We start from the raw sequence: 22,166 nt of genomic DNA on the forward strand, positions 1-22,166 counted from the left end.
CTGTATCGAAACCGGACAGTTCCTGTTTTAAAAACGCACAACCTGTTGCCTGTCTTTCTGTGTAATGTATTTTTTATCAATTGTTTATGTTCGTGGCATCAAGGTTGAAACCAAAGGTCGTAATGGGAAGCTTAAAAACAGTTCCCGATCTTTAAAGACAGCACGGGCATGATCAGAAACTATATAAAAATAGCGTGGCGGAATATCCGGAAACATGCATTGTACAGCACCGTAAATATCATTGGGCTGTTTGCCGGTATCCTGTTTTTCTTTTTGATCGGCGCTTATGTATGGAGTGAATACCGGGTGAACCGAAACCTGCGAAATGCGCACAACCAGTATATCCTTACCAGTGCATGGAGGGATCCGAATATGGGAACGGACCTGGCTACATTGGGCCCACTGGCAAAACGGCTGAAAGAAGATTATCCGAATCTTGTAAAGAATTATTACCGGTTCGATGGAATTACGGCAGTCGTTGCAAAGGGAGATAAGAAACTAAAACAGGATGTACAGCTGGGCGATGCTACACTGCTGCATATGTACGGGTTTCAGTTGTTGCAGGGGGATGCCGCTACAGCACTGGAGCAGCCATTTTCAGTAGTGATCAGCAGGAAGATCGCACTTGCTTATTTTAATCGTACCGATGTTGTGGGACAAACACTGGCTATCCGCAGTTTTACAGGCGATATTCACGATTTTAGGATCACCGGTGTACTTAACGATGTTCCGGAGAATACGGTGATGCAGTTAACAGGAGGCGATCCGAGCCAGCTCTTTGTGCCGGTTGTGAACTATAAATATTTTGGACGGAACGATCCGGATGCCTGGCAAAATATTTACATTGCTTCTTATATCGAATTGCAGGACGGTGTGCGGCCGGCAGATCTGCAAGCCCCCATCCGGCAGCTTATTAAACAAAATACTACGGCCGACGTGCAACAAAAGTTAGCCGTTGTTCCGGTTCGCCTTACAGATTATCATTTGAGCAGGGATAACCGCCTGGTACAACGTACCATTTATACCTTATCACTGGTGGGATTGTTTATCCTGTTGATGGCACTGATCAATTTTATCAATGTTAGCATCAGCAGCGCCAGCGCCCGTATGCGGGAGATTGGCGTACGCAAAGTGATCGGGGGGCGAAAGCGGCAACTGGTGTTTCAGTTTCTTTCAGAATCTACACTCCTGGTAGCCATCGCGGTATTGCTGGCGATTGTTGTTTATCCGCTTGCCCGGGGTATTTTTGCCGGCATTGTTGGCAAGCCATTGCCGGTATTGTCGGCTTTCCCAGGGTATTTTGCCGGTATCCCGGTGTTGTTCGTATTGGTTGCCGGTATTTTATCCGGGCTGTACCCTGCACTCCGGCTTTCTTCATTGAATATGGTGTATGCCCTCAAGGGAACGCTGAAGTCGGCAGCGGCACATATATTACTGCGAAGAAGCCTGGTGACCTTCCAGTTTGCAGTGGCGTTGCTGGTATTGATTGCAGCGCTGGTGATCACCCGGCAGGTTTCTTATTTTTTTGGCAGAAGTCTTGGATATAATAAAGCATTTATAGTGTCTGCACAGGTACCCCGTAATTGGTCGAGCACCGGAGTAGATAAAATGATCGCCATCCGCGACCAGTTTGCTTCATTGCCGGAGGTGGCGGATGTATCATTGTCCTATGAAATTCCGAATGGAAACAATGGCGGACAGGTTCCCATACACAAAATAGGGGCCGATTCCCGTTCGGCGCTTTCTTTTCAGCTTTTATCCATTGACGAAAAATACTTAAGTACCTACCAGGTTCCTTTAAAAGGCGGCCGCTTTTTTGACGGGTACCGCAGGGACTCCGGACAGGTTATTTTGAATGAAACAGGTGCCCGGGCCCTGGGATATACCACTGCGGCGGAAGCCATTGGCAGGCAGCTGCAAATACCCGGAGATCCAACCGTATTTACGGTAAAAGGTATTGCCGGTGATTTTCATTTTGGGCCGATGTCCGGAAAGATCCCGCCGATCCTGATGTTCAATATTCATTTTAATCCAACTTACCGCTTTCTGTCGTTCAAGTTAAAGCCGGGGAATACGCAGGCTTCTTTACAGGCCGTACAACAAAAATGGTCGGCGTTGATACCGGAAACGGCCTTTGAATACCGTTTTATGGATGAGGAGTTGCAGTTGTTATATGCAAAGGAAGTGCAGTTAAAGAAGGCGGCTTATGTTTCGGGTATATTAGCCCTTGTTATTGTATTATTAGGCATATTCAGCCTGGTATCGTTAAACATACAAAAACGGATCAAGGAAATAGGCGTGCGAAAGGTACTGGGCGCTTCGGCTGCTCATATCGTAACCTTGCTTGCAAAAGAATTTGTGGCAGTGCTGCTGATAGCCGTGTTAGTGGCTGCACCTTTGGGGTACTGGCTCATGAGTAATTGGTTGCAAAACTACGCCTATCATATAACTCTTTCAGTAAGTATCTTTATGATCGCCGTTGTTTGCATCGCAGTGGTAACCTTTTTGCTGATTGGGGCACAAACCGCAAAGGCTGCCATCGCCAATCCGGTAAAAGCGTTGCGAAATGAATAGCGGGAATTTGGAATTAAAATAAAAGATCATTAAAACTACAATCATCACCACTGTACATGTATATTGAACAAGGAACCGCGCAGCTTACCTGCCGGGCAATTGCTGCCTGGCGGGCGCTTGCAGCGGAGACGAGGGATGCAGACGGTGAATGGTCAATAGGCAATAGGCAATAGAAGATAAAATTATAATCAAAGATCATAAACTATACATATGTTATTATCGTTAAGAGGCATTTACAAATGGGTGAACACGGGCATTAACCGCACATTCCTGCTCAAGGACATTAACCTGGATATTGATGAGGGGGAATTTGTTTCGGTAATGGGACCTTCCGGTTCGGGAAAATCAACCCTGCTGAATGTAATTGGTATGCTGGATGATTTTGATGAGGGCGAATACCGCTTTATGGGAGAAGCAGTACAACAGATGAAAGAGAAACAACGCACGGCTTTGTACAAACAGTATATCGGCTTCGTATTTCAGGCGTATCACCTGATTGATGAGCTTACGGTATATGAGAACATAGAAACACCGCTCCTGTATAAGGGGATCAAAACCGCTGAACGGAAGGCACTGGTGGCAGATATGCTGGACCGTTTCCAGATCGTGGGAAAGAAAGACCTGTTCCCCACCCAGCTTTCCGGAGGGCAGCAGCAGCTGGTGGGTATTGCAAGGGCATTGATCGGGAATCCCAAACTGTTGCTGGCAGACGAGCCTACCGGTAATCTGAACTCAAAACAGGGGGAGGAGATCATGGAATTGTTCAGGCAACTGAACCAGGAGGGCGTAACCATTATCCAGGTAACACATTCCGAAAAGAATGCAGAATATGGTTCGCGGATCATTCACCTGCTGGACGGGCACGTGGAGCGGAATAGGCAATAGGCAATGGTGAATAGTTAATAGTTAATAGGCAATGGTCAATAGGCAATGGTTATAGGTAATGACTGCTGATAGCTAATAGCTGATAACTGATAACTGACGACTGAGGACTGATAACTGATAACTGATAGCTGATAATTGACGACTGACAGCTGATATCTAAATTCCCAAATCTCAATTCATGAAGTTTTTTTTAATTGGATGTTTTTTTTATATGGTTCCGTTGGCGGTTTTTTCGCAGCAGGCAAATTTTACCCTGGAGCAATGTATTGATACGGCGCTAAAGAGTAACCTGCTGGTAACGCAGGCGGGAAACCAGGCCGGACGTGATGCCATCGCACGCAAACAGGCCCGGTTAAATATGTGGCCCAACCTCAATGCCTCCGCCAGCCATGGCTGGTCTTTCGGCCGGAGCATTGACAATACCACCAATGCATTTGTTGATAACAATATTTATTCCGGTGATTATAATATTTCCGGCGGTGTAACGCTTTTCAGGGGAATGAACCTGCAAAATACGGCCCGGCAGGCGGCCATGACCGCCGAAGCTTCCGGTATGAACTGGCAGCAACAAAAAGATAATATTACGCTCAACGTGATCCTGGCCTATCTGCAGATGATGAGCGCGCAGGATATCCTTTCGCAAACAAAGGATCAGGCAGGGCTTTCTGAAAAGCAGGTGAAGCGGCTGAAGGATATGGACGCAAAGGGGGCGGTAGCACCATCGGATCTTTTTGATATGCAGGGGCAGTATGCCAACGATGAGGCCACCATTATCAATGCGAAGCGTGATGTGGAAACGGCGAAGATCAATATCTGCGCTTTAATGAATGTACCTTATGACAGCAGCATTGTTTTTGAAAGAATGGCCGTTGCGGAGATCCTGGAAAAAAACACCACCAATGCTACCGAAGCGTATCATACCGCCTTAGACCGTTTTGCGCAGGTTAAAGCGGCCGATTTTTCCGTTAAAAGCGCTGCTTACGGATTGAAAGCAGCCCGTTCCAAACTGTTTCCGACCCTGGATTTCGGATATGGAATGAACAGCCGTTATGCACAATCCTCAGCCGCAAGCATCATCGATCAGTTAAAGAATAATAACAATAAAAATCTGGGCTTTACCCTGTCGGTTCCTATTTTTAATAACCTGCAGGCTCGCAATAATATAAAACTGGCCCAACTGAACCTGAAAGATGCTGAGCAGAATAACAAGGCGGTGAAAACGCAATTGCAACAGAATATCGAGGGTGCTGCGGTGAATATGAATGCTGCTTTTGACCGCTATAAAAAATTACAGGAACGCGTAAATGCCCTGCAGCAATCCTACCGTGCGGCAGAAGCGCGTTTTAACGTAGGACAATGGAATTCGGTGGAATACCTTACGGTAAAAAACAATCTCGACCGCGCCAACATCGATCTGATCGGGGGAAAATATGAGTACCTGCTCCGCGTGAAGATTTATAATTATTACCAGGGGATCAGCGGGGAGTAGGGATTGGAATTTGAAAATTTGAAAATGTGGGAATGTGAAAATGGATCAATCATCAGGGATGAAATGGATTTAGCCTGGGATTTTAAACGTGAAATCAGAAAACCTGAAACATAACAGGGGATCAGCTGATAATTGATGGCTTAAAGGCTGATTGCTACCAACGGGGCTTACTTGCCTCCGTTAGCTTTCAGATCTGCCAGGCATCCTGCATCCAGGGAGGGTGCGCTGTTGCGCGAGAGGAAGCCAAATACATCTGTGGTTTCTGAGGCATAATACATCAAACACTGGTCATTGCTGCAATGATTGCCATGGGTAGCATCTTTATGTGCCGATTGCATGGGCGCGCCCAGGTCAACCAATCCCAGCAGATGGCCTACTTCATGTTCCAGAACGGTGGCCTCCAGTTTTGTGCGGCTTACCTGGCCAAAGCCTCCGGAATTTTCATGGATCTTTTTGCCCATCAGGGCTGCCGAAGTATTCCGGTATGCGATACCTAAAGTGCTGGCATCCGTAAAATCGCTGTTACTGTAAAGAATGTACATACTCAGTTGGCTACCCGTATTAAAAACCATGCGGTTATTATTTTCAATTTCCCGGATCCGGCTCAGGGAAAGCAGTGTTTCGCCCGGGTCGGAGATGGCTTTAGTAGTGATGGTGATGCCTCCGGGTTTATTCAGCCGGCTTGTTAAAAATTGTTGTAACTGATTCAACGCCGCTGCATCCGGCGCATAGCCCGTTACATATTGTATTTCTACGGTAAGCGATGTAAAATGACTGCCTGTCAGAAAATCCCTGGAAGAAGCCCCAACGGGTTTGTTATAAGCTGCGGCATCTTTACCGGCACTGTTGATAAACGGCGCATCTTTTTTGGAACAGGTTGGCGTAATCAGCACGACCGTGATCAGCGCAATTGCGATAATAACTCGTTTCATATCGGGGGATTAAACTAAGGCTAAAAGTACGGATTTTGCGGGAACTATGGAAAGGGCGGACATCCTGCTATTGCTAGCCGGTGGCCGTTTGGTCACGTTCCTTTAATAAACCGGCTGCAATCTTATCAATTGGCAGGGTCATGACATCCGCCGAAAAATATTCCCAGTCAACAAAACGGAAGTTTTCCGTGATGGTGGCAGGGTAAACCGGAGTGCCGTTGTTTACGGGAAAGTTCAGCGGTTCCAGTGGACGCACGATATAATAAATGGAGATAAGCTGGTGTTCCTCATTAAACGCCGATTGCTGAAAAAAATCGGTCGTATAAAGATGATCTACTACGGCTACATCCACATTCATTTCTTCTTTGCATTCCCGGATGATGCATTCCCGCGTGCCTTCTCCCAGTTCCAGTCCGCCACCTGGAAATTTTGTAACCTCCCGGTTATTAAAATAAATCCGTTCATCACTTACCAGCACCTGTTGCTGATCGTTTACCAGGATACCATAAACACGGATGTTAAACGATTTTAATGTCATTCCAGTATTTTTTTTCTGAAGGCCAGTACGCCCAACACCACCGCCAGCAGCAGGGAAAGTACGGCTACAATGTAAAAGGCATAGGGCGAGTGTTCAAACCCGCTGGGCACATTCATGCCAAAGATGCTGGCGATCAATACCGGAAAACTGAGTACAATGGTGGCGATGGCCAACCGCTTTAATACCTGGTTCTGATTATTGGCAATGATACTGGCAAAGGTATCCATCGTGCTGCTAAGGATATTGGTATAGATATTGGCCATTTCCAGGGCCTGCGAATTGTCTACCATAAGATCTTCCAGCAGTTCGGATTCGCTTTCGGTGAATTGCAGGAATTTGGTGCGTTGTATCTTTGCCAGCAGTAATTCATTGGAACGAAGAGCTGTTACAAAATATACCAGGCTTTTCTGGATCTTCATCAGTTCCAGTAAGTGTTCGTTTTTATTGGCATCGTATAGCTTTTGCTCAATCACATTCCGCTTTTGATTGATCTCTTTCAGGTACTCCATAAAGTTCTGAACGATCTTTTCGATGATCTTGATCACCATCATATTCTTCTTATCCGGCTGGCGGTTCTGAAAAGTGTTCAGAAACTTTTTTATGGCCGGATTCTCAAAAGAGTTTACCGTAACAATATGGTTGTGGGTAAGAATAACGATGATGGGAATGGTAATGTAATAGGCATCACTTTCATTGAAAGAGTTATTTTCCGTGGGCGTTTTGATAACAATGAGTTTTACATTGTCGTCTTCATCATAACGGCTGCGCTCATCGATATCCAGTGAGTCCGTCAGGAAGTCGAGCGGGATCTCCAGCTGGTCCGATAATTCATCAAACTCTTCCTGTTTCAGCGGAGGCACTACGTTTACCCAGCTGTCGTTTTCCGGATCGGAAATCTCAACCGTGTGGTGATCGATATTTTTAAAGTATTTGATCATAGCGCTCCGGTGCTTATGCTACCTTCAAAAACTTTTATGGCAGGGCCTTTCAGCCAGATGTTGTTAAAGGCTCCATCCGGCTCCCTCCGGTAACGGACGGTTAATTTTCCGCCGAGGGTTTCAATATTAACCACGTTGAATCCATTGTCATTATGATGAAAAACCAGGGCCGCTGCTGTAACGCCGGTACCGCAGGAGTAGGTTTCATTTTCTACGCCGCGCTCATAAGTACGTACAATAAGGGTATCCGGTTCTTTTACCTGAACAAAGTTTACGTTAATTCCTTCTTCTGCAAAATCCTTACTGTATCTTATTTTTTTACCTTCTTTAAATACATCGAGCTGCATTACATCTGGTTCCAGCTGCACATAATGAGGGGATCCCGTATTCAGAACAGAATCGGTTTTGTATTCCTGTATACCTTCCACGTCCTTCATTTTTAAGGCAATTTCCCCATCCTCAATGGTTGCATCATGTGGCCCGTCTGTGGCAATAAAATGATAAGTGGCTTTCCGGATGCCGCGGTCATGGGCAAATTGTACAATGCAGCGGCCGCCATTTCCGCACATCGAGCCTTCGCGTCCATCCGCATTGAAATATACCATTTGAAAATCATAGCCTTCTTTTTCATTGAGCAGCATAAAACCGTCGGCTCCAATGCCAAAACGCCGGTCGCACAGATTTTTAATTTGTTCTTCCGTAAGTCCGGAATAGGCACCTTCCCGGTTATCCACCAATATAAAGTCGTTGCCGGTGCCCTGGTATTTATAGAATATCATGTTCATTGTTTATAGTTTATTGTTGATCCTGCGTTTTGGGTCGAATGCGGCGTATTGAGATGCTGATGCCATATGACCGGGACGATAAACTGAGCGTAGCAAGATGGACGCCCTTTGTACTGCAGCTGGTTAAAAACTATTTTTAAACGTTTCCAGAAATTTAATAATTAACCGTTCTACCGCAGCCTTTCCATCCTTTGTAAATTCCTTTACGATCCGGTTGGCCACAATGGCATTTACCGCCAGGCAGTGGTGCCCCAGCAATTTTCCCAGTCCGAAAATAGCGGAGGTCTCCATCTCAAAATTGGTGATGCGGTGCTGACCGAAACTGAAATCAGTCAGCCGGTCGATGAGTTGCGGATTCCGTACACCCAGGCGCAGTACTCTTCCCTGCGGGCCATAAAACCCCGGACAGGTAACGGTAATGCCCTGGTGAAAGTCGGTCACAAAATGTTTTAACAGGGTAGGGGAGGCGCCGGTAATATACGGCATGCCCAGGCCCTGCATTTGTACATGCGTTACAAAGGAATGTATGAGCTGGGTTTCTTCATCCGTTTCTTCCGGCCGGTAAAAGTTCAGCAGGTTGTCCAGCCCCAATCCATGTGTAGAGGCTACAAAGCTGTCTACCGGGATATCGGCCTGCAAGGATCCGGATGTGCCCACGCGGATAATGTTCAACGATTGCAGACTGGGACGGATCTCCCGGGTTTCAAAGTCGATGTTGACCAGGGCATCCAGTTCATTCATCACAATATCGATATTGTCCGGTCCGATCCCTGAAGATAATACCGTAAGCCGTTTGCCACCTACCAGCCCGGTATGGGTCACAAACTCGCGATGCTGGCGTTTGACCTCTATCACATCAAAATATTTGCTGAATTCAGCCACCCGGTCGGGGTCGCCTACTGTAACTACGGTACCGGCAAGTTCTTCCGGACGAAGATCCAGATGGTATACCGCACCCCTGTTATTGATAATCAATTCCGATTCTGCGATCCTGCTCATAAAAAAAGGTCTTTAATCTTTGCAAATATTTACCAAAAATATCCTATTTTTGCCAGCCTTCAAAGATTAAATGGCCGGATGGTAGTTACTAAAATGTTGTATTACCAGACAGGCCGGTGATCCGGAAGCATAAAAATGGTCTCGTGGCCGAGTGGCTAGGCAGAGCTCTGCAAAAGCTCGTACAGCGGTTCGAATCCGCTCGAGACCTCTGGTTAAAAAAGTGAAACCCGCTCTGGCAGCGGGTTTTCGCATGTAATAGAGTGCCATAGCGGGTTTTGCCGATTGTTCTTCAATAATGTTATTTACTGTTATTGGAACTGCGCGGGTAAAAAACAAGACCTATATGCGACCTCCAAACCGTCATACAAAAGCCCGATAAGAGGAAAGAGGGATGAAATGAAAAGGTCGGGAGATTAGTAGAAAATTGATATTTAGCTGCAGTATGGGAGAAGATGAATCCGGTTGTAAATAATTAGTCTATAAATTTGGTGGACTAAAAAAATACTGTTAATCTTGCAACTTATTATGAACTCCCCGGCTTTCAGTAACATGATGAATCAAAAACCATTGATATGGAACAAAGGCAGCATGTTTGATCTTTTTGTCTGTTGTTGCAACTATTAGCCCGATGCCTTTTTTAAGGCCCCCTTCCTTTTTTAATCTTTTCTTTTACTTAACCGATTTTTTTCGCGATGGACGACTCGTAGATATAACATAAAAATGCCGGGCCTGTTGGCGCAGATACCCGGCTGCATCATAAAATGTTTCCCTGTTAAAAGATCCCGTATGCCATGGCATACAGGCCATCTTATTGTTTAATGCAAATCAAATGTAATGAAAAAAAGGTTTATTGTTTTTTTATTGCTAACCTCATTGTTTACACTATCATTAAAGTCTGTTTATTCCCAGGAACCGCATACCATTATCAATACCCAATTTACGGGTCATGTATACGACTCATTGTCGAAGCTCCCGCTTGACGGTGCTACCGTATTGATCAAGGGCACTACCAACCAGTCGCGGGCCGATGAGAAGGGGCATTTCATTTTAAGAACCGGGCAAACACTACCATTTACCATCATCGTATCTTTTGTGGGATATGAAACCCGGGAAATTTATGTAACAGCCCCGGTGGTTGCGGTTCCTTTGGAGCGGCGGAAAAATGACCTGGGAGAAGTGGTGGTGGTAGGCTATGGTACACAGAAGCGAAGTAGTATAACCGGATCTGTGGCTTCGGTGTCTAAAACCAGCTTATCGCAGCCCGCAATAGCCTTTGATAACCTGCTTCAGGGATCGGTTCCCGGTGTTGCGGTTACGCAGTCATCCGGCCAGCCGGGGAGCACCGCTACCATACGGATCAGGGGAGGCAACTCGATTAATTTCGGGAACGATCCGCTCTACGTGATCGATGGATTTATTATTTATAATAATAACAATCTTACCAATACCGGGGCCTCCAGCGGGGGCGGCATTAATGCATTGTCTACGATCAATCCTTCCGATATTGAATCCATCGATATTTTAAAGGATGCCGCGGCTACTGCAATCTATGGTTCCCGGGGTGCAAATGGGGTGGTGATCATTACAACCAAGAAGGGCCGTAAGGGACGAACAGAATTCAATTACAGCGGGTATTTCGGCAAGCAGGAGGCGGCAAAAACACATCAGCTGCTGAATGGTGCGCAATGGGCGGCCCTGATCAATGATATTAATAAGAGCGATAATCAGCCGGCAACGTTTACACCAGCGCAGATCGAGGCATTTGGTGAAGGCGCCAACTGGCAGGATGCCGCTTTACAGCGTGCGGCAACGCAAAATCATGAGCTCTCTATATCCGGCGGAGATGAAAAATCGCGGTTCCTTATCTCCGGAAATTACCTGGACCAGGACGGTGTGGTGCGGAATACCGGTTTCCGGCGCTATTCCGGTCGCATGAACTATGAACGGGAGCTGAACAGCAAATTTACCGTGGCCGCCAATATATATCTTAGCCGGGCCGCTCAGGATAAGTTAACAGGCGCCAATTTTGGCGGCATTGGTTTTAACGGGGCTTTTCCTACTCTGGTGCTTACGCCGCCGATCGTAAAGATCTGGAATGAGGATGGGAGTTACAATAATCAGAACCCGTATATCGCCACTCCCACGAATGCACTCCGGGATATCCTGGCCACCAAAAATGAAACACTGATCAGTCGCAGTCTGGCAAATGCTTTTGTTGAATACCGGATCATTGAAGGGCTGGTCCTCAAGTCTTCATTTGGTATGGATCAGTTAACCACCAAACAAAATTATTATGCGCCCTCTTATACCGCTGCAGGTTATGCTGCTGGTGGTATTGCCGCCGTGGGAAATATACAGGGCAGTTCCTGGCTGAATGAAAACACGCTAACCTATTCAAAAAATATCCGCGACCTGCATGCGTTAAATGTATTGCTGGGTTATACCACTCAATATTCGGAGGATGAAAGTACGGTGGCCGGTGCGCAGAAGTTTGCTTCTGATCTTACCGAATACAACAACCTGTCTCTTGGGGGAACCGCGGTGCTGCCCGCTTCGGATGCGCATGCTGCGGCGCTCAACTCTTTCCTGGGCCGGATCAATTATACCTTTGATGATAAATATTCAATATCCTTTACGCAACGTGCGGACGGTTCTTCCCGGTTGGGTAAAAATAATAAATGGGGTTTCTTTCCTTCTGTAGGTGTATCCTGGAATGCTGTAAAGGAGCGATTCCTCGAACAAAGCAGCGGGATATCCAATCTGAAAGTGCGGGCGTCGTACGGACAAACCGGAAATTCGGAGGTGCCGCCCTATAGCTCGCTTTCGGTACTGGCTGCCAGCAATTATTTTTTTAACGGAGCCCTGGTGACGGGAGTAGCACCCGCGCAGCTGGCGAATGAAAACCTGAAGTGGGAGACTACTACCCAGTGGAATGCTGGTATTGATGCAGGCTTTTTTAAAAACCGGATCCGTATTACCGCTGATGTGTATGGGAAAAAAACCAGCGACTTGTTACTGTTTGTTCCCTTCCCTTTATATACCGGGTACAATACGGTGCTGAAAAATACCGGAAGCGTTTCCAACAGTGGTGTTGAGTTCTCTCTGAACACGGATAATATCCGGGGCCGCCGGTTTAACTGGAAATCTTCGGTCATTTTTGCGGCAAACAGGAACAAGGTATTAAACCTGGGCGAAGGGGTCGATTACTATTACCCTATAGCACCCACAGGATTTGTGTCACCGGTAATTGTAAAGGTCGGTCTCCCGGTTTCTACGTTTTGGGGATACCGGACGGATGGGTTATTGACCGCTGCGGATCTTGCTGCGAATGTGCCCAAGCTTGCCGGTGTATCGCAATTGGAGGGCGACCGGAAATATGTAGATGCCAACCAGGATGGTGTGATTACCACGGCCGATAAAGTAAACCTCGGAAATGCACAGCCGAAGTTCACGTTTGGATTCACGAATAACATTACTGCATACGGTTTTGATCTTTCGGTTTTTCTTCAGGGCAATTATGGGAATAAGGTATTTAATTTCATCCGGCAAAAGCTGGAGCTTCCCACCTTATCACTAAATGCCTCAGCATCGCTGCTGGACCGGTGGAGCCTGGAGCATCCCGAAGGCAAAGAACCCCGCGCCACCAACTCTCCTGTGCCACAGGTGATTGACCGTTATATAGAAGATGCCTCTTTTTTGCGGGTAAAGAACATTACACTGGGGTATACACTGCCCGCAAGTCTGCTTACCAAATATAAAATAACAAAACTGCGGTTCTACATCACGGGGCAAAACCTGATCACAGTAACGCCTTACAGCGGTCTTGACCCCGAGGCCAACCTGTATGATGTGGACAATACCAAACAGGGCATTGATTACGGGATCTATCCTTCTACGAAAACGATCCTTGTTGGGCTAAACATCACCATTTAATCATTTAAACAATCGGTCTGTTATGAACAAGATATTGAAATCAATCCCACTTTATATTTCCCTCACTTTTGCAATCGTTATTTTCAGTTGCAATAAATTAAAAGAGCTTCCGGAGTCGGTGATTACCGAAGACCAGTATTATAAAACGACCACCGATGCTGTAAGTGCGGTCAATGCCGCATATGGCAGTCTTAACGGAGACCCCGCCGGCGATTTTCCCATTTACGGGCGTAACCTGAACATCCTGATCAGCAACGGATCGGATGAGCAGGTGTTTAGTCCCTCCAATACCAATCCTGATGTGCGGGCCATAGGAACGATCACCTATGTTGCCGAAAATGACCGTGTGCGGAAAATATGGCAGCAGCATTACTATGGTATCAACCGGGCAAATGTGGCTATTGATAAAATACCGGGTATTGAAATGGATGCACCTACAAAGAACCGGCTTATCAATGAAGCGCGTTTCATAAGAGGGCTGCTGTACTTTAACCTGGTACGTTTGTTTGGAGATGTGCCATTGATACTGCACAATCCATCATCTACCAATACCGAGGATGTAAAAGTAAAACGGACTGCAGCTGAAGAAGTGTATACACAGGTGATTGCCGATCTGACGGCTGCAACGGCATTGCCGGCTTCCTATTCCGGGGCAGATAAGGGCCGTGCTACATCCGGTGCTGCATGGGGCATACTGGCAAAAGTTTATGTTACAAGAAAGGCCTGGGGGCTGGCACGAACCACGTTGGAAAAGGTGCTTACAGCAGGTACTTTTACCGCTGCAACGGGTACTTATGGCTACGATCTGTTCCCCGTTTTTAAAGACGCCTTTCAGAAGCCCACCAAGAATGGTAAGGAACATTTGTTTTCTGTGCAATATGAATCGAACCTTGGGGCGCGCAATGTGCAGAATTTCCTGAGCAGTTCCAACTTCAACTCTTTTAACGCCAAATCTTTTCCCGGTGATGTGCCGGATGAAAATCTTCCCAAAATCTTTGATGACACCGATACCCGTAAAGCCGCCAGCTTTTTTACAAAGATGCTGAACCCCGCTACCGGTCAGGAGGTGGATTTTTCTCCCGTAACGCGGTATGCGAAGTTTATTGACTTCAGCCTGAATCCCATTACCAACCAGGCGCAGAGCGGCATCAATTACCCGGTGTTGCGCTATGCGGATGTCCTGCTGTTGTATGCAGAAGTACTGAATGAACTGCAGGGACCCGTGGCAGAAGCCTATAAAGCATTAAATATAGTAAGGGCCCGGGCTTATGGTTTGTATACAGGGAATGGGAACTATACGGATAATAGCCGCGATCTTTCGGGGCTGGATCAGGCAGGCTTCCGAGATGCCGTTTTCCTGGAGCGCCGGAAGGAGCTGGTACAGGAAGGGAACCGATGGTTCGACCTGGTGCGGAAGGGTACCCTGGTGGAGGAATTAAAAAAGATCTCCGCTAAAGCCGGCAATGTATCGGAAAAGAATTACCGGTTCCCCATTCCGCAAATAGAAATTGATCTGAATAATCTGCTTACTCAAAACCCCGGCTATAACAAATAGCCCGCGGATTTTTCCCCAATAATAAACCGTTTATAAAAAATGAAATTATGAAAATCAGAATTATTGCAGGTTTTGCACTGCTGCTCATGACGACCCTTTATGCAACGGGTCAGCAGAAAACACCCTTTCAGGGCAAGGTCGGTAAAACACTGGCCGGTTCCGAAGAGTGGTGGCCCGATCCGGTAACACCACCGGCCCATGCGCCGAATGTAGTATGGATCTTATTGGATGATGTGGGCTATGGCGCTTCCAGCAGTTTTGGCGGACTAATCCAGACGCCTACTTTCGATTCACTGGCCAACAATGGATTGCGGTATACCAATTTTCATACGGCTGCCATCTGTGCGCCTACCCGCGCTGCATTGCTCACGGGCCGCAATTCGCATTACGTAGGCGTGGGCGGGTTTTCGCATGTGGCCATGTCGGCAGGCTTCCCCGGCTGGAGTGGCCGTATCCCCAATGACAAAGGCACCATCGCCCAGATCCTGCAATCCGGCGGCTACAATACCTTTGCCGTAGGAAAATATGGCCTGACGCCCGATGAAGAAGCTACCGATGCAGGCCCTTTCGACCGCTGGCCCGGAGGAAAAGGATTTGAGCAGTTCTTTGGTTTCCTGGGATCGCAAACCGATCAGTATGAACCAGACCTGGTAGAAAACAATGCACATATAAAAACGGATGGCCGGCACCTGAATGATCAGATCACTGACAAGGCCATCGGGTACATTCAAAAGCAACAGCAGGCGGCTCCGGGAAAGCCGTTCTTCCTGTATTATGCGCCCGGCGCTGTGCATGCCCCACACCAGGTAGCGCCGGAGTACAGCAACCGGTATAAAGGCGTATTTGACGAAGGGTGGGACCGGTATCGTGAAAAAGTACTGGCCAACCAGGTCCGGCTGGGCGTAGTGCCAAAGAATGCCCAACTGCCCGAACGGAATTCGGATGTACCAGCCTGGGATCAACTGCCGGCAGAAAAGAAAAAACTATATGCCCGATTTATGGAAACCTATGCCGGCTATCTTACCTATACGGATGCCTGTGTAGGCCGGCTGATCAGCTATCTGAAACAGGCAAACCTGCTGGATAATACCGTGGTTGTAGTAATGATCGGGGATAACGGTGCCAGTAAAGAAGGTACGTTCCAGGGAACCTTGCAACCCCGCAACCTGATCGGTAAACAAACGGAGGAGGAACAGTTCCGGTATAATCTTTCCCGCATCGATGATATCGGTTTACCCCAGGGAAAGAATACCAACTATCCCCTGGGCTGGGCCCAGGCAACCAATACGCCGTTCCGGCAGTGGAAGCAGGATGCCAACGCAGAAGGGGGCACCCACAACCCGCTGATCATTTTTTATCCCAGGGGTATAAAGGAGCAAGGTGGTATCCGCACGCAGTATAGTCATGTGATCGATATCCTGCCTACGACCCTTGACCTGGTTGGCATAAAGGCACCGGAAGTGATCCGTAATGTGCCGCAGGACACGATCCAGGGGTATTCGTTATTTAAAACCCTGAATGATGCAGGTGCAACAGCAACGCACCGGGTACAGCATTATTACATTTTTGGTGCACGATCCATCTATGCGAATGGCTGGAAAGCGGCTACCGCACATCATCCGGATGCCATTGACTATGTAAAGACGCGTGGCTCGGGCTGGAAGGGCGATCCGGACCGCTGGGAAAAAGATGTATGGGAGTTGTACAACCTGGATGAAGATTTTAATGAGCGGGTGAACCTTGCAAAGAAGTATCCGGAAAAACTGGAAGCGTTAAAAAAGCTCTTTGATCAGCAGGCGGAGAAAAATAACCTGTATCCCCTGATCGATTGGGAGGATGTATATGAAAAACGGATCCATAAAAATTATAAACCCGCCGTATACGGAGCAACAGCGCCGGCGGCCGGAAAATAAACACACACCGGTGATGAATGACCTGAATATACTTGTAAAGAAAATACTCATCAGTATCGGCATTGTACTTATACCGCTGGCTTTTATAGCCGGTGGTTTGTACCTGCTGCAATTATTGCTGAGGCATTAAACAAAATGATATGAATCCTGAAATTGAAAACCCCCGTAAGCTGATCCGGGATATTCTTGTCAGCGTTGGGTTATACCTCTTGCCCGTGGCGCTGCTATTGGGTTACTTTTACATACTGGATGAAAAGCCCTGGCAGCAAAGTACTGCGGAAAACCTTCAGATTGCGCGGGAACATATTCCTGCCTGGCTGCAGTTAGCCTTTACCCATCTCCGCAAATGGGGACTGATCGTTCTGGCCATCGTGGTGGGGATCATCGAGGTGATTGCCGGACTTTATGAACACCGGCGCTGGACGCGCAATGAGAAGATCCTGGACCTGGTTTGTTTTGTGGCTCCGAAGCTCCTGTTTATCCCGGTGCTCACGTTCTTTAGCCTGAAATTGTTACCCCTGGTATTGCCGGCAGCGAAGGATCTTTTTATATGGGTGCCCTTCTGGTGGGGTGCCCTCATCATTGCGGTGGCCGATGATCTTACCCAGTACTGGTATCACCGGTTGCACCACCAGGTGCCCTTTCTCTGGCGGTTTCACCGTACGCACCATTCTGCTCCCTATATGGGTATGTCTATGGCCAGCCGGCAGAATATTATCTATACCATATTTTTTTCGCAGATTTACCTGATCGCCATCCTGAACTATCTTGGGCTGGGGTTGCCGGCGTTATTTGTTGGCGGCGTAAAATCACTGATCACCCTTTCTGCGCATAGCAGCATTAAATGGGACAAACCCTTTTACACCAACCGGTGGCTGCATCCCATCGGCTGGGTGATGGAGCGGCTGATCTCTACACCGGCAACCCATCATGCGCATCATGCGGATACCACGGACGATGGCATCGGTCATTACAAGGGCAATTTTGGAAATATGTTCTTTATCTGGGACCTGATCTTTGGCACGGGCATCATTACCCGAAAATACCCCGCAACTTACGGGATCAAATCCTACCAGGAGGAAGAGTGGTATGCACAGTTCCTCTGGCCGGTATTTAAATCAAAAAAACAGGGGAGTGAACTGTCGGAGGGAGGGCCGGTTGTTGCAGAGGAGCCGCGGTCCTGAAAGAAGATTTGCAATTTATTTTATCACAATGCCGGGAACACGTAGGGATGCGGTCTATAGCCAGGTGCTGAAATGTTTTCAACCTTCATGATCTTGCAGCGGCTCCTCCGCCATAGCCGGAGTGACGCTGCTCTTTATTTTTGTAATAAAGAAAGAGCAGCGTCGTTTCCATAATAAGAAAAAAATCCCGGGCCCTTATAAAAGACCCGGGAAAGAAGTGAAGTGCGGCTGTGCGGCGCCCGTATTTAAAAGCCTGTTGTATTCAGGTGCTTACCTACCAGGATCCCGTCAACAGGCTTCAGATCAAAATTTAAATTGCGTTTTGCTTTTAGTTTTATGATGAAGAGATCCTGTGTGCCTTCCAGCGTGGGTTGGTCTCCGATGTTTACGAAAGTAGGATACAAAACCTTTTTTTCGTTGCTGTGTAACCGGTCATTGGTCATGTTTTCCAGGGCTTTCATGTTTAGCACCGCAATGCCGGCAAACTCATAATCCTGGGCATTGTAAGGAAGGGCAAAGCTCAGGGCATTTACCGCTTTCAGACCGGTACCTTTTACCAGGATCTCGATCACTTCATCTTTGTTGTATGCTTTTTTTGCCGTGGTCATTTCGATATGTCCCCGGAGTGTATCGGCTGTGGTCATATCTGCACCGCCTTCAAGCCGGGTGGCTACGTTGGAAATGTCGTAAGCATCGATCAACCCGTTTTTATTGATATCACCGTTGCTGATATAACCTTCAAAGTCACCATCACCGGATCTTAACCCGGTATAGTTGATATAGGAGGTTAAATCGTTGTTGTCGATAATATGGTCGTTGTTAATGTCGCCGGGAATATAACTTTCCGATCCGGGTACTTTAAATACATAGAGCTCACGTCCGGAGCCAAAATCGCCCACGGCTTCTGTTACGGAGATCTTTATATACCGGGCGGTGGGATGATTGCTGAAAGGAAATGTTTTGGTATCTCCGTTCTTTGCCCATTCAAAACTGCCGGCATCCGTCCAGTCAGACTTGTTGGTACTATAGGCAATGCTTCCTTTGAGCCAGATACCGTTACCTCTTGTGCGTGGCAGGTATTGGATCTTGTCCAGTTGATTTACCGATCTCAGATCCAATACCAGGTTAAAGGGAACGGCCTTGGTGCCCCATTTGGTATGCCAGGTATTGCTTTCGTCAAAGTCAAATAACTGCGCCAGTTCGCTGCCTTCCTGGTCGGCGGCCGATCCCGTGGCAATGATATCTTTAATCGCAAATTCAAGCGGATTTACTTTTGTTTTTGCCGAAAGGGAGGTCCAGGGCGATTGGCCGTCTTTATTCACGGCCCGGAGCCTGAACTGGTAATCGGTTTCTGGAGCCAGCCCGTCAAACAGGAGGCTGGTATCCCGGATGGTGGTGTATTGCTGGCCATTAAAATCGATCTCATAGTAATCGGCATTGGCCTGTTTGTTCCAGCTGGGCACTAAGGTATAGGCCTGGCGGTTGCTATCGATTACCTGTGCTTTCGAAGGCGGTGTCAGCCGGCCATGTAGTTTCAGCAAATGTTCTTCCGGGGCAAAGGAATAGCCATTTACTGTAAGCGTAATGGCATGGGTGGTAATATCGGTGGCAGCCAGCTTCACCAGCAACTGCGGATTTTTAGTGATCGCCGTTTGAGCGAAAGGACTGCCTGCGGTGGAGAAGCGGTTCAGATTGGGCGCAGCATCATAGTAATAAACGTTTACCTGTTTATGGAAGTCTTCCAGGGAAGCGGCCGCTTTTAATTTCACTGCAACAGCTCCTGTTTTTGCAGTAATATTAGCCGGCTTCCGGGTTACATTGATCCGGAACTCCGTTGTTTTGTTTTTTACAAAACCTTCATAGCTGCCTTTGGTGGGCAGCACGGTGATGGTGGCCGTATTGTTTTGAACCATCGACCGGATCTGCGTGGTAGCACCGGCGCCTGATTTGTAGGCTTCTGTAAAACCGTCGTCATCGTACTCTGTAAATGAAGTACTGCCGGCAGGATACAACTCGTAAATCCGGGCGGTCTTATCGATTTGTGTAATGTTATTGTTCGGGTTGGTCATGGGGATGATGGCCCCTGCTTTTACAAATACCGGCAGTTTCCAGAGCGGGGCTTCAAAATTGTTCAGCACCCGGTTGCCTTCATATTTATTTCCCGAAAAATAATCGATCCAGCTACCAGCGGGCAGGTAAATATTATTACGGATATCATTACCTTTTTCATCGGCCTTTGTTTCCTGGTAAATAGGTGCAACCAGGAACCAGGGACCATATAAATACTGGTACTGCGTAGCTTTCCCATATGTAAAGGTATTGGGATACTCCAGGAACAATGCCCGGATCATGGGCATTCCGTTTACGGCTTGCCTGGCGATACTGTAAGTGTAGGGGAGCAGTTCTGATTTCAGTTTGAGATAGGTGCGGTTTATGGAGGTGACCGGCTCTCCCAGTGCATAAGGATACTTTTCGTTGGCGCCCCATCCGTCCATATTCAGCTGCATGGGGGTGAATGTTTTCCATTGAAAGTCGCGGGTATTTACTTTGGTGTTCTTGCCACCAAAAATGCCATCCATATCTGAAGTAATATTGGGCTGACCGGAAAGTCCGGATCCCAGGTAGGTAGGAATGTGAAAGCGGATATATTCCCACGCGCCACCGGTCTGATCCCCGCTCCAGATACCGGCATAACGCTGGGTGCCGGCCCATCCATCCAGGGAAATGATAAAGGGCCGGGCATTGTTGCCGTATTTGGGCATGATATGACCTACATCCGACACGCCGTTCAATCCGAATGAGTATCCCGGGCCCACCCAGGCCACATCGGTTTTTAATACACGCACGCCGGCAATGCCCACTTCTTTTATAATATCGCGTTGCAGCAATGCGGGAATGCTGTCTTTGGGATGCAAATCCGATTGTGTCCAGAGCCCGATCTGTACGCCGTTCTTTCTTGCATAATCGCCAAAAGCTTTCAGGTTCTGAATATTGCTGTCGAGTGTGCCCGTTTGTCCGTAACCGGCTCCATATCCGTCATTCGGAAGGATCCAGCCCAGCGGCAGATCATATGCCTTATAACGGTCGATGACGCCCCTGGCTGAAAACTGGTAATTATTCTTTTCGCCGTTCAGTGATTCTTTAATACCCCCGTTGTCTTTCTGGCTTTCTTTATAACGTTGGCCATCTTCAAAAAGCACACCGGCCGTATCTGCTTTCCAGTAGTCGCGGTTGTAAGCATTCAAATGCCCTTCATAAAAACCAAACTTGGGTAAGAGTACCGGGTTGCCCGTCAGCTGGTAAAAATCATTCAGCAGTGTTACGGGTTCCTTATCGATCATAAAGAACACATCGAGGTAATTGGTTTCATGGGAAAGGGTTACCAGGCCTTTTTCTTTGGCGCCAAAATCGTATTTCCCTTTCTTAAAAGTATACCACATAAAGCCATATCCGCTGGTAGACCAGTAAAAGGGCGTGGGGGAGGCTACACCGCCATCCGTCCAACTATTCTGGTTTTCGATGGCAATGATCTTTCCTTTATGGGAAAAGCGGCCATTTTGTACACCGCCTCCATAGAAGTATTCGGCCGGGTTTTCTTTCAGCTTCAGACTGGTACTTTTTTTATCAAATAATACCGGCGTTAAGGTCTGCAGTACGGTTTGTTTACTTTTGATATTGGTTATTTTAAGCAGTGCCGTTGCTTTGGTGAACTCAAGGGTCACTGCATTCGTGGAAATAACAATACGTCCTGCATTGTCTTTTACATCCAGCTTTGAAACCGTTTTGCGCGGGTTGTCTGTAAGAATGGATGCGGGAGGCGTGGCCTCCGGTGCACGGAGCGGTCCTCCCGAAGGATCTGCAAACATGCGGAAAATCGTCTCGCCATAAAAGTCCAGTAATAATTCCTGCCGGTTACTCAACCGGATCTTCACCGTTGTTGCATTGATCTTTTCTGCACCGGTTAGGGTAAGCGTATCGGCGGCGGGTTTTGCAGTAGCCGGCAAGGCAGTTTTTACCTGTGCGTTAACCGTTAAGAGGGTTGCTGTGGCAAGCAGTATCGTAACGGATCCTTTTTTAAAAAAGGTAATTCCAGACTTCAGATTCATTATCGCTGATTATGTTAAAAATGATCGTGTAAAAGTAATGAAGCCTTTTGGTAAAAAAGTGGTTTATGGAAACGATTGCGCAGGGTAATTGAGGCATGTATTGATGAAAGACAAACGATTGCATTAAAAGCGAATGTGTTTGCGAAAATGGAGCGGCCGCATGCGGCTCGCTTGTTTTGGGGATTCCCCGCTTATGCTGCGTGTAATTTTATGTGTTAAAGATGTAAATACTATGGATCCCAAATCTGTTATGGACCTGGTTCAGGAAGCCAGGAAGCAAATAGAAAACCTGAGCCCGGAACAGGTACAGGAAGCACTTTCAACGGTATAGGCGC

At 47.4% G+C, this 22,166-nt stretch carries 13 protein-coding genes and 1 tRNA gene; 8 read left to right on the plus strand and 6 right to left on the minus strand.

What is annotated here, in order from left to right; translation table 11 throughout:
* Nucleotides 1–168: 168 nt before the first annotated feature.
* The 3 genes from Q1V85_RS22200 to Q1V85_RS22210 all read left to right on the plus strand — a co-directional run bounded on the left by Q1V85_RS22200 (nt 169) and on the right by Q1V85_RS22210 (nt 4,948).
* Nucleotides 169–2,574, plus strand: a complete 2,406-nt coding sequence (locus tag Q1V85_RS22200) for an ABC transporter permease (protein WP_300603405.1) — start codon at nt 169–171, stop codon at nt 2,572–2,574.
* Nucleotides 2,575–2,784: 210 nt separating this feature from the next.
* On the plus strand, nt 2,785–3,459 hold the full coding sequence (locus tag Q1V85_RS22205) for an ABC transporter ATP-binding protein (RefSeq protein WP_300603408.1): 675 nt from the start codon (nt 2,785–2,787) through the stop codon (nt 3,457–3,459).
* 178 nt (nt 3,460–3,637) lie between these two features.
* On the plus strand, nt 3,638–4,948 hold the full coding sequence (locus tag Q1V85_RS22210) for a TolC family protein (protein WP_300603411.1): 1,311 nt from the start codon (nt 3,638–3,640) through the stop codon (nt 4,946–4,948).
* 167 nt (nt 4,949–5,115) lie between these two features.
* Here Q1V85_RS22210 and Q1V85_RS22215 read toward each other — a convergent pair whose 3' ends face one another.
* The 5 genes from Q1V85_RS22215 to Q1V85_RS22235 form a co-directional block, all read right to left on the minus strand.
* On the minus strand, nt 5,116–5,880 hold the full coding sequence (locus tag Q1V85_RS22215; RefSeq protein WP_300603413.1) for a M12 family metallo-peptidase: 765 nt from the start codon (nt 5,878–5,880) through the stop codon (nt 5,116–5,118).
* 73 nt (nt 5,881–5,953) lie between these two features.
* Entirely contained in the window at nt 5,954–6,418 is a 465-nt protein-coding gene (locus Q1V85_RS22220) for an NUDIX domain-containing protein (RefSeq protein ID WP_300603416.1), read from the minus strand.
* Entirely contained in the window at nt 6,415–7,356 is a 942-nt protein-coding gene (locus tag Q1V85_RS22225; RefSeq protein ID WP_300603419.1) for a magnesium transporter CorA family protein, read from the minus strand. The genes Q1V85_RS22220 and Q1V85_RS22225 overlap by 4 nt, the downstream gene beginning before the upstream one ends.
* Entirely contained in the window at nt 7,353–8,141 is a 789-nt protein-coding gene (dapF, locus tag Q1V85_RS22230) for a diaminopimelate epimerase (RefSeq protein ID WP_300603422.1), read from the minus strand. The genes Q1V85_RS22225 and dapF overlap by 4 nt, the downstream gene beginning before the upstream one ends.
* Before the next feature lie 123 nt (nt 8,142–8,264).
* Entirely contained in the window at nt 8,265–9,140 is an 876-nt protein-coding gene (locus Q1V85_RS22235) for a nucleoside phosphorylase (RefSeq protein WP_300603425.1), read from the minus strand.
* A 137-nt stretch (nt 9,141–9,277) separates the two neighbouring features.
* Between Q1V85_RS22235 and Q1V85_RS22240 the strand changes: the two genes are divergently transcribed.
* From Q1V85_RS22240 to Q1V85_RS22260, 5 genes are all read left to right on the plus strand, one after another.
* A tRNA-Cys gene (locus Q1V85_RS22240) sits at nt 9,278–9,348 on the plus strand.
* A 626-nt stretch (nt 9,349–9,974) separates the two neighbouring features.
* Entirely contained in the window at nt 9,975–13,073 is a 3,099-nt protein-coding gene (locus Q1V85_RS22245; protein WP_300603428.1) for a TonB-dependent receptor, read from the plus strand.
* A gap of 22 nt (nt 13,074–13,095) precedes the next feature.
* Nucleotides 13,096–14,628, plus strand: a complete 1,533-nt coding sequence (locus Q1V85_RS22250) for a RagB/SusD family nutrient uptake outer membrane protein (protein WP_300603431.1) — start codon at nt 13,096–13,098, stop codon at nt 14,626–14,628.
* Between the two features lie 47 nt (nt 14,629–14,675).
* Nucleotides 14,676–16,541: an arylsulfatase gene (locus tag Q1V85_RS22255; protein ID WP_300603434.1), complete on the plus strand. Its 1,866-nt coding sequence runs from the start codon at nt 14,676–14,678 to the stop codon at nt 16,539–16,541.
* A 140-nt stretch (nt 16,542–16,681) separates the two neighbouring features.
* Nucleotides 16,682–17,725: a sterol desaturase family protein gene (locus Q1V85_RS22260; RefSeq protein WP_300603437.1), complete on the plus strand. Its 1,044-nt coding sequence runs from the start codon at nt 16,682–16,684 to the stop codon at nt 17,723–17,725.
* Between the two features lie 245 nt (nt 17,726–17,970).
* Here the strand turns inward: Q1V85_RS22260 and Q1V85_RS22265 are convergent, their stop codons facing one another.
* The gene (locus Q1V85_RS22265) at nt 17,971–21,831 is read right to left on the minus strand and encodes a TIM-barrel domain-containing protein (protein WP_300603440.1); all 3,861 of its coding nucleotides are present in this window, start codon (nt 21,829–21,831) and stop codon (nt 17,971–17,973) included.
* Nucleotides 21,832–22,166: the final 335 nt, after the last annotated feature.

The sequence above is a fragment of the Niabella sp. genome, from assembly GCF_030150205.1.
Classification (GTDB): Bacteria; Bacteroidota; Bacteroidia; order Chitinophagales; family Chitinophagaceae; genus Niabella.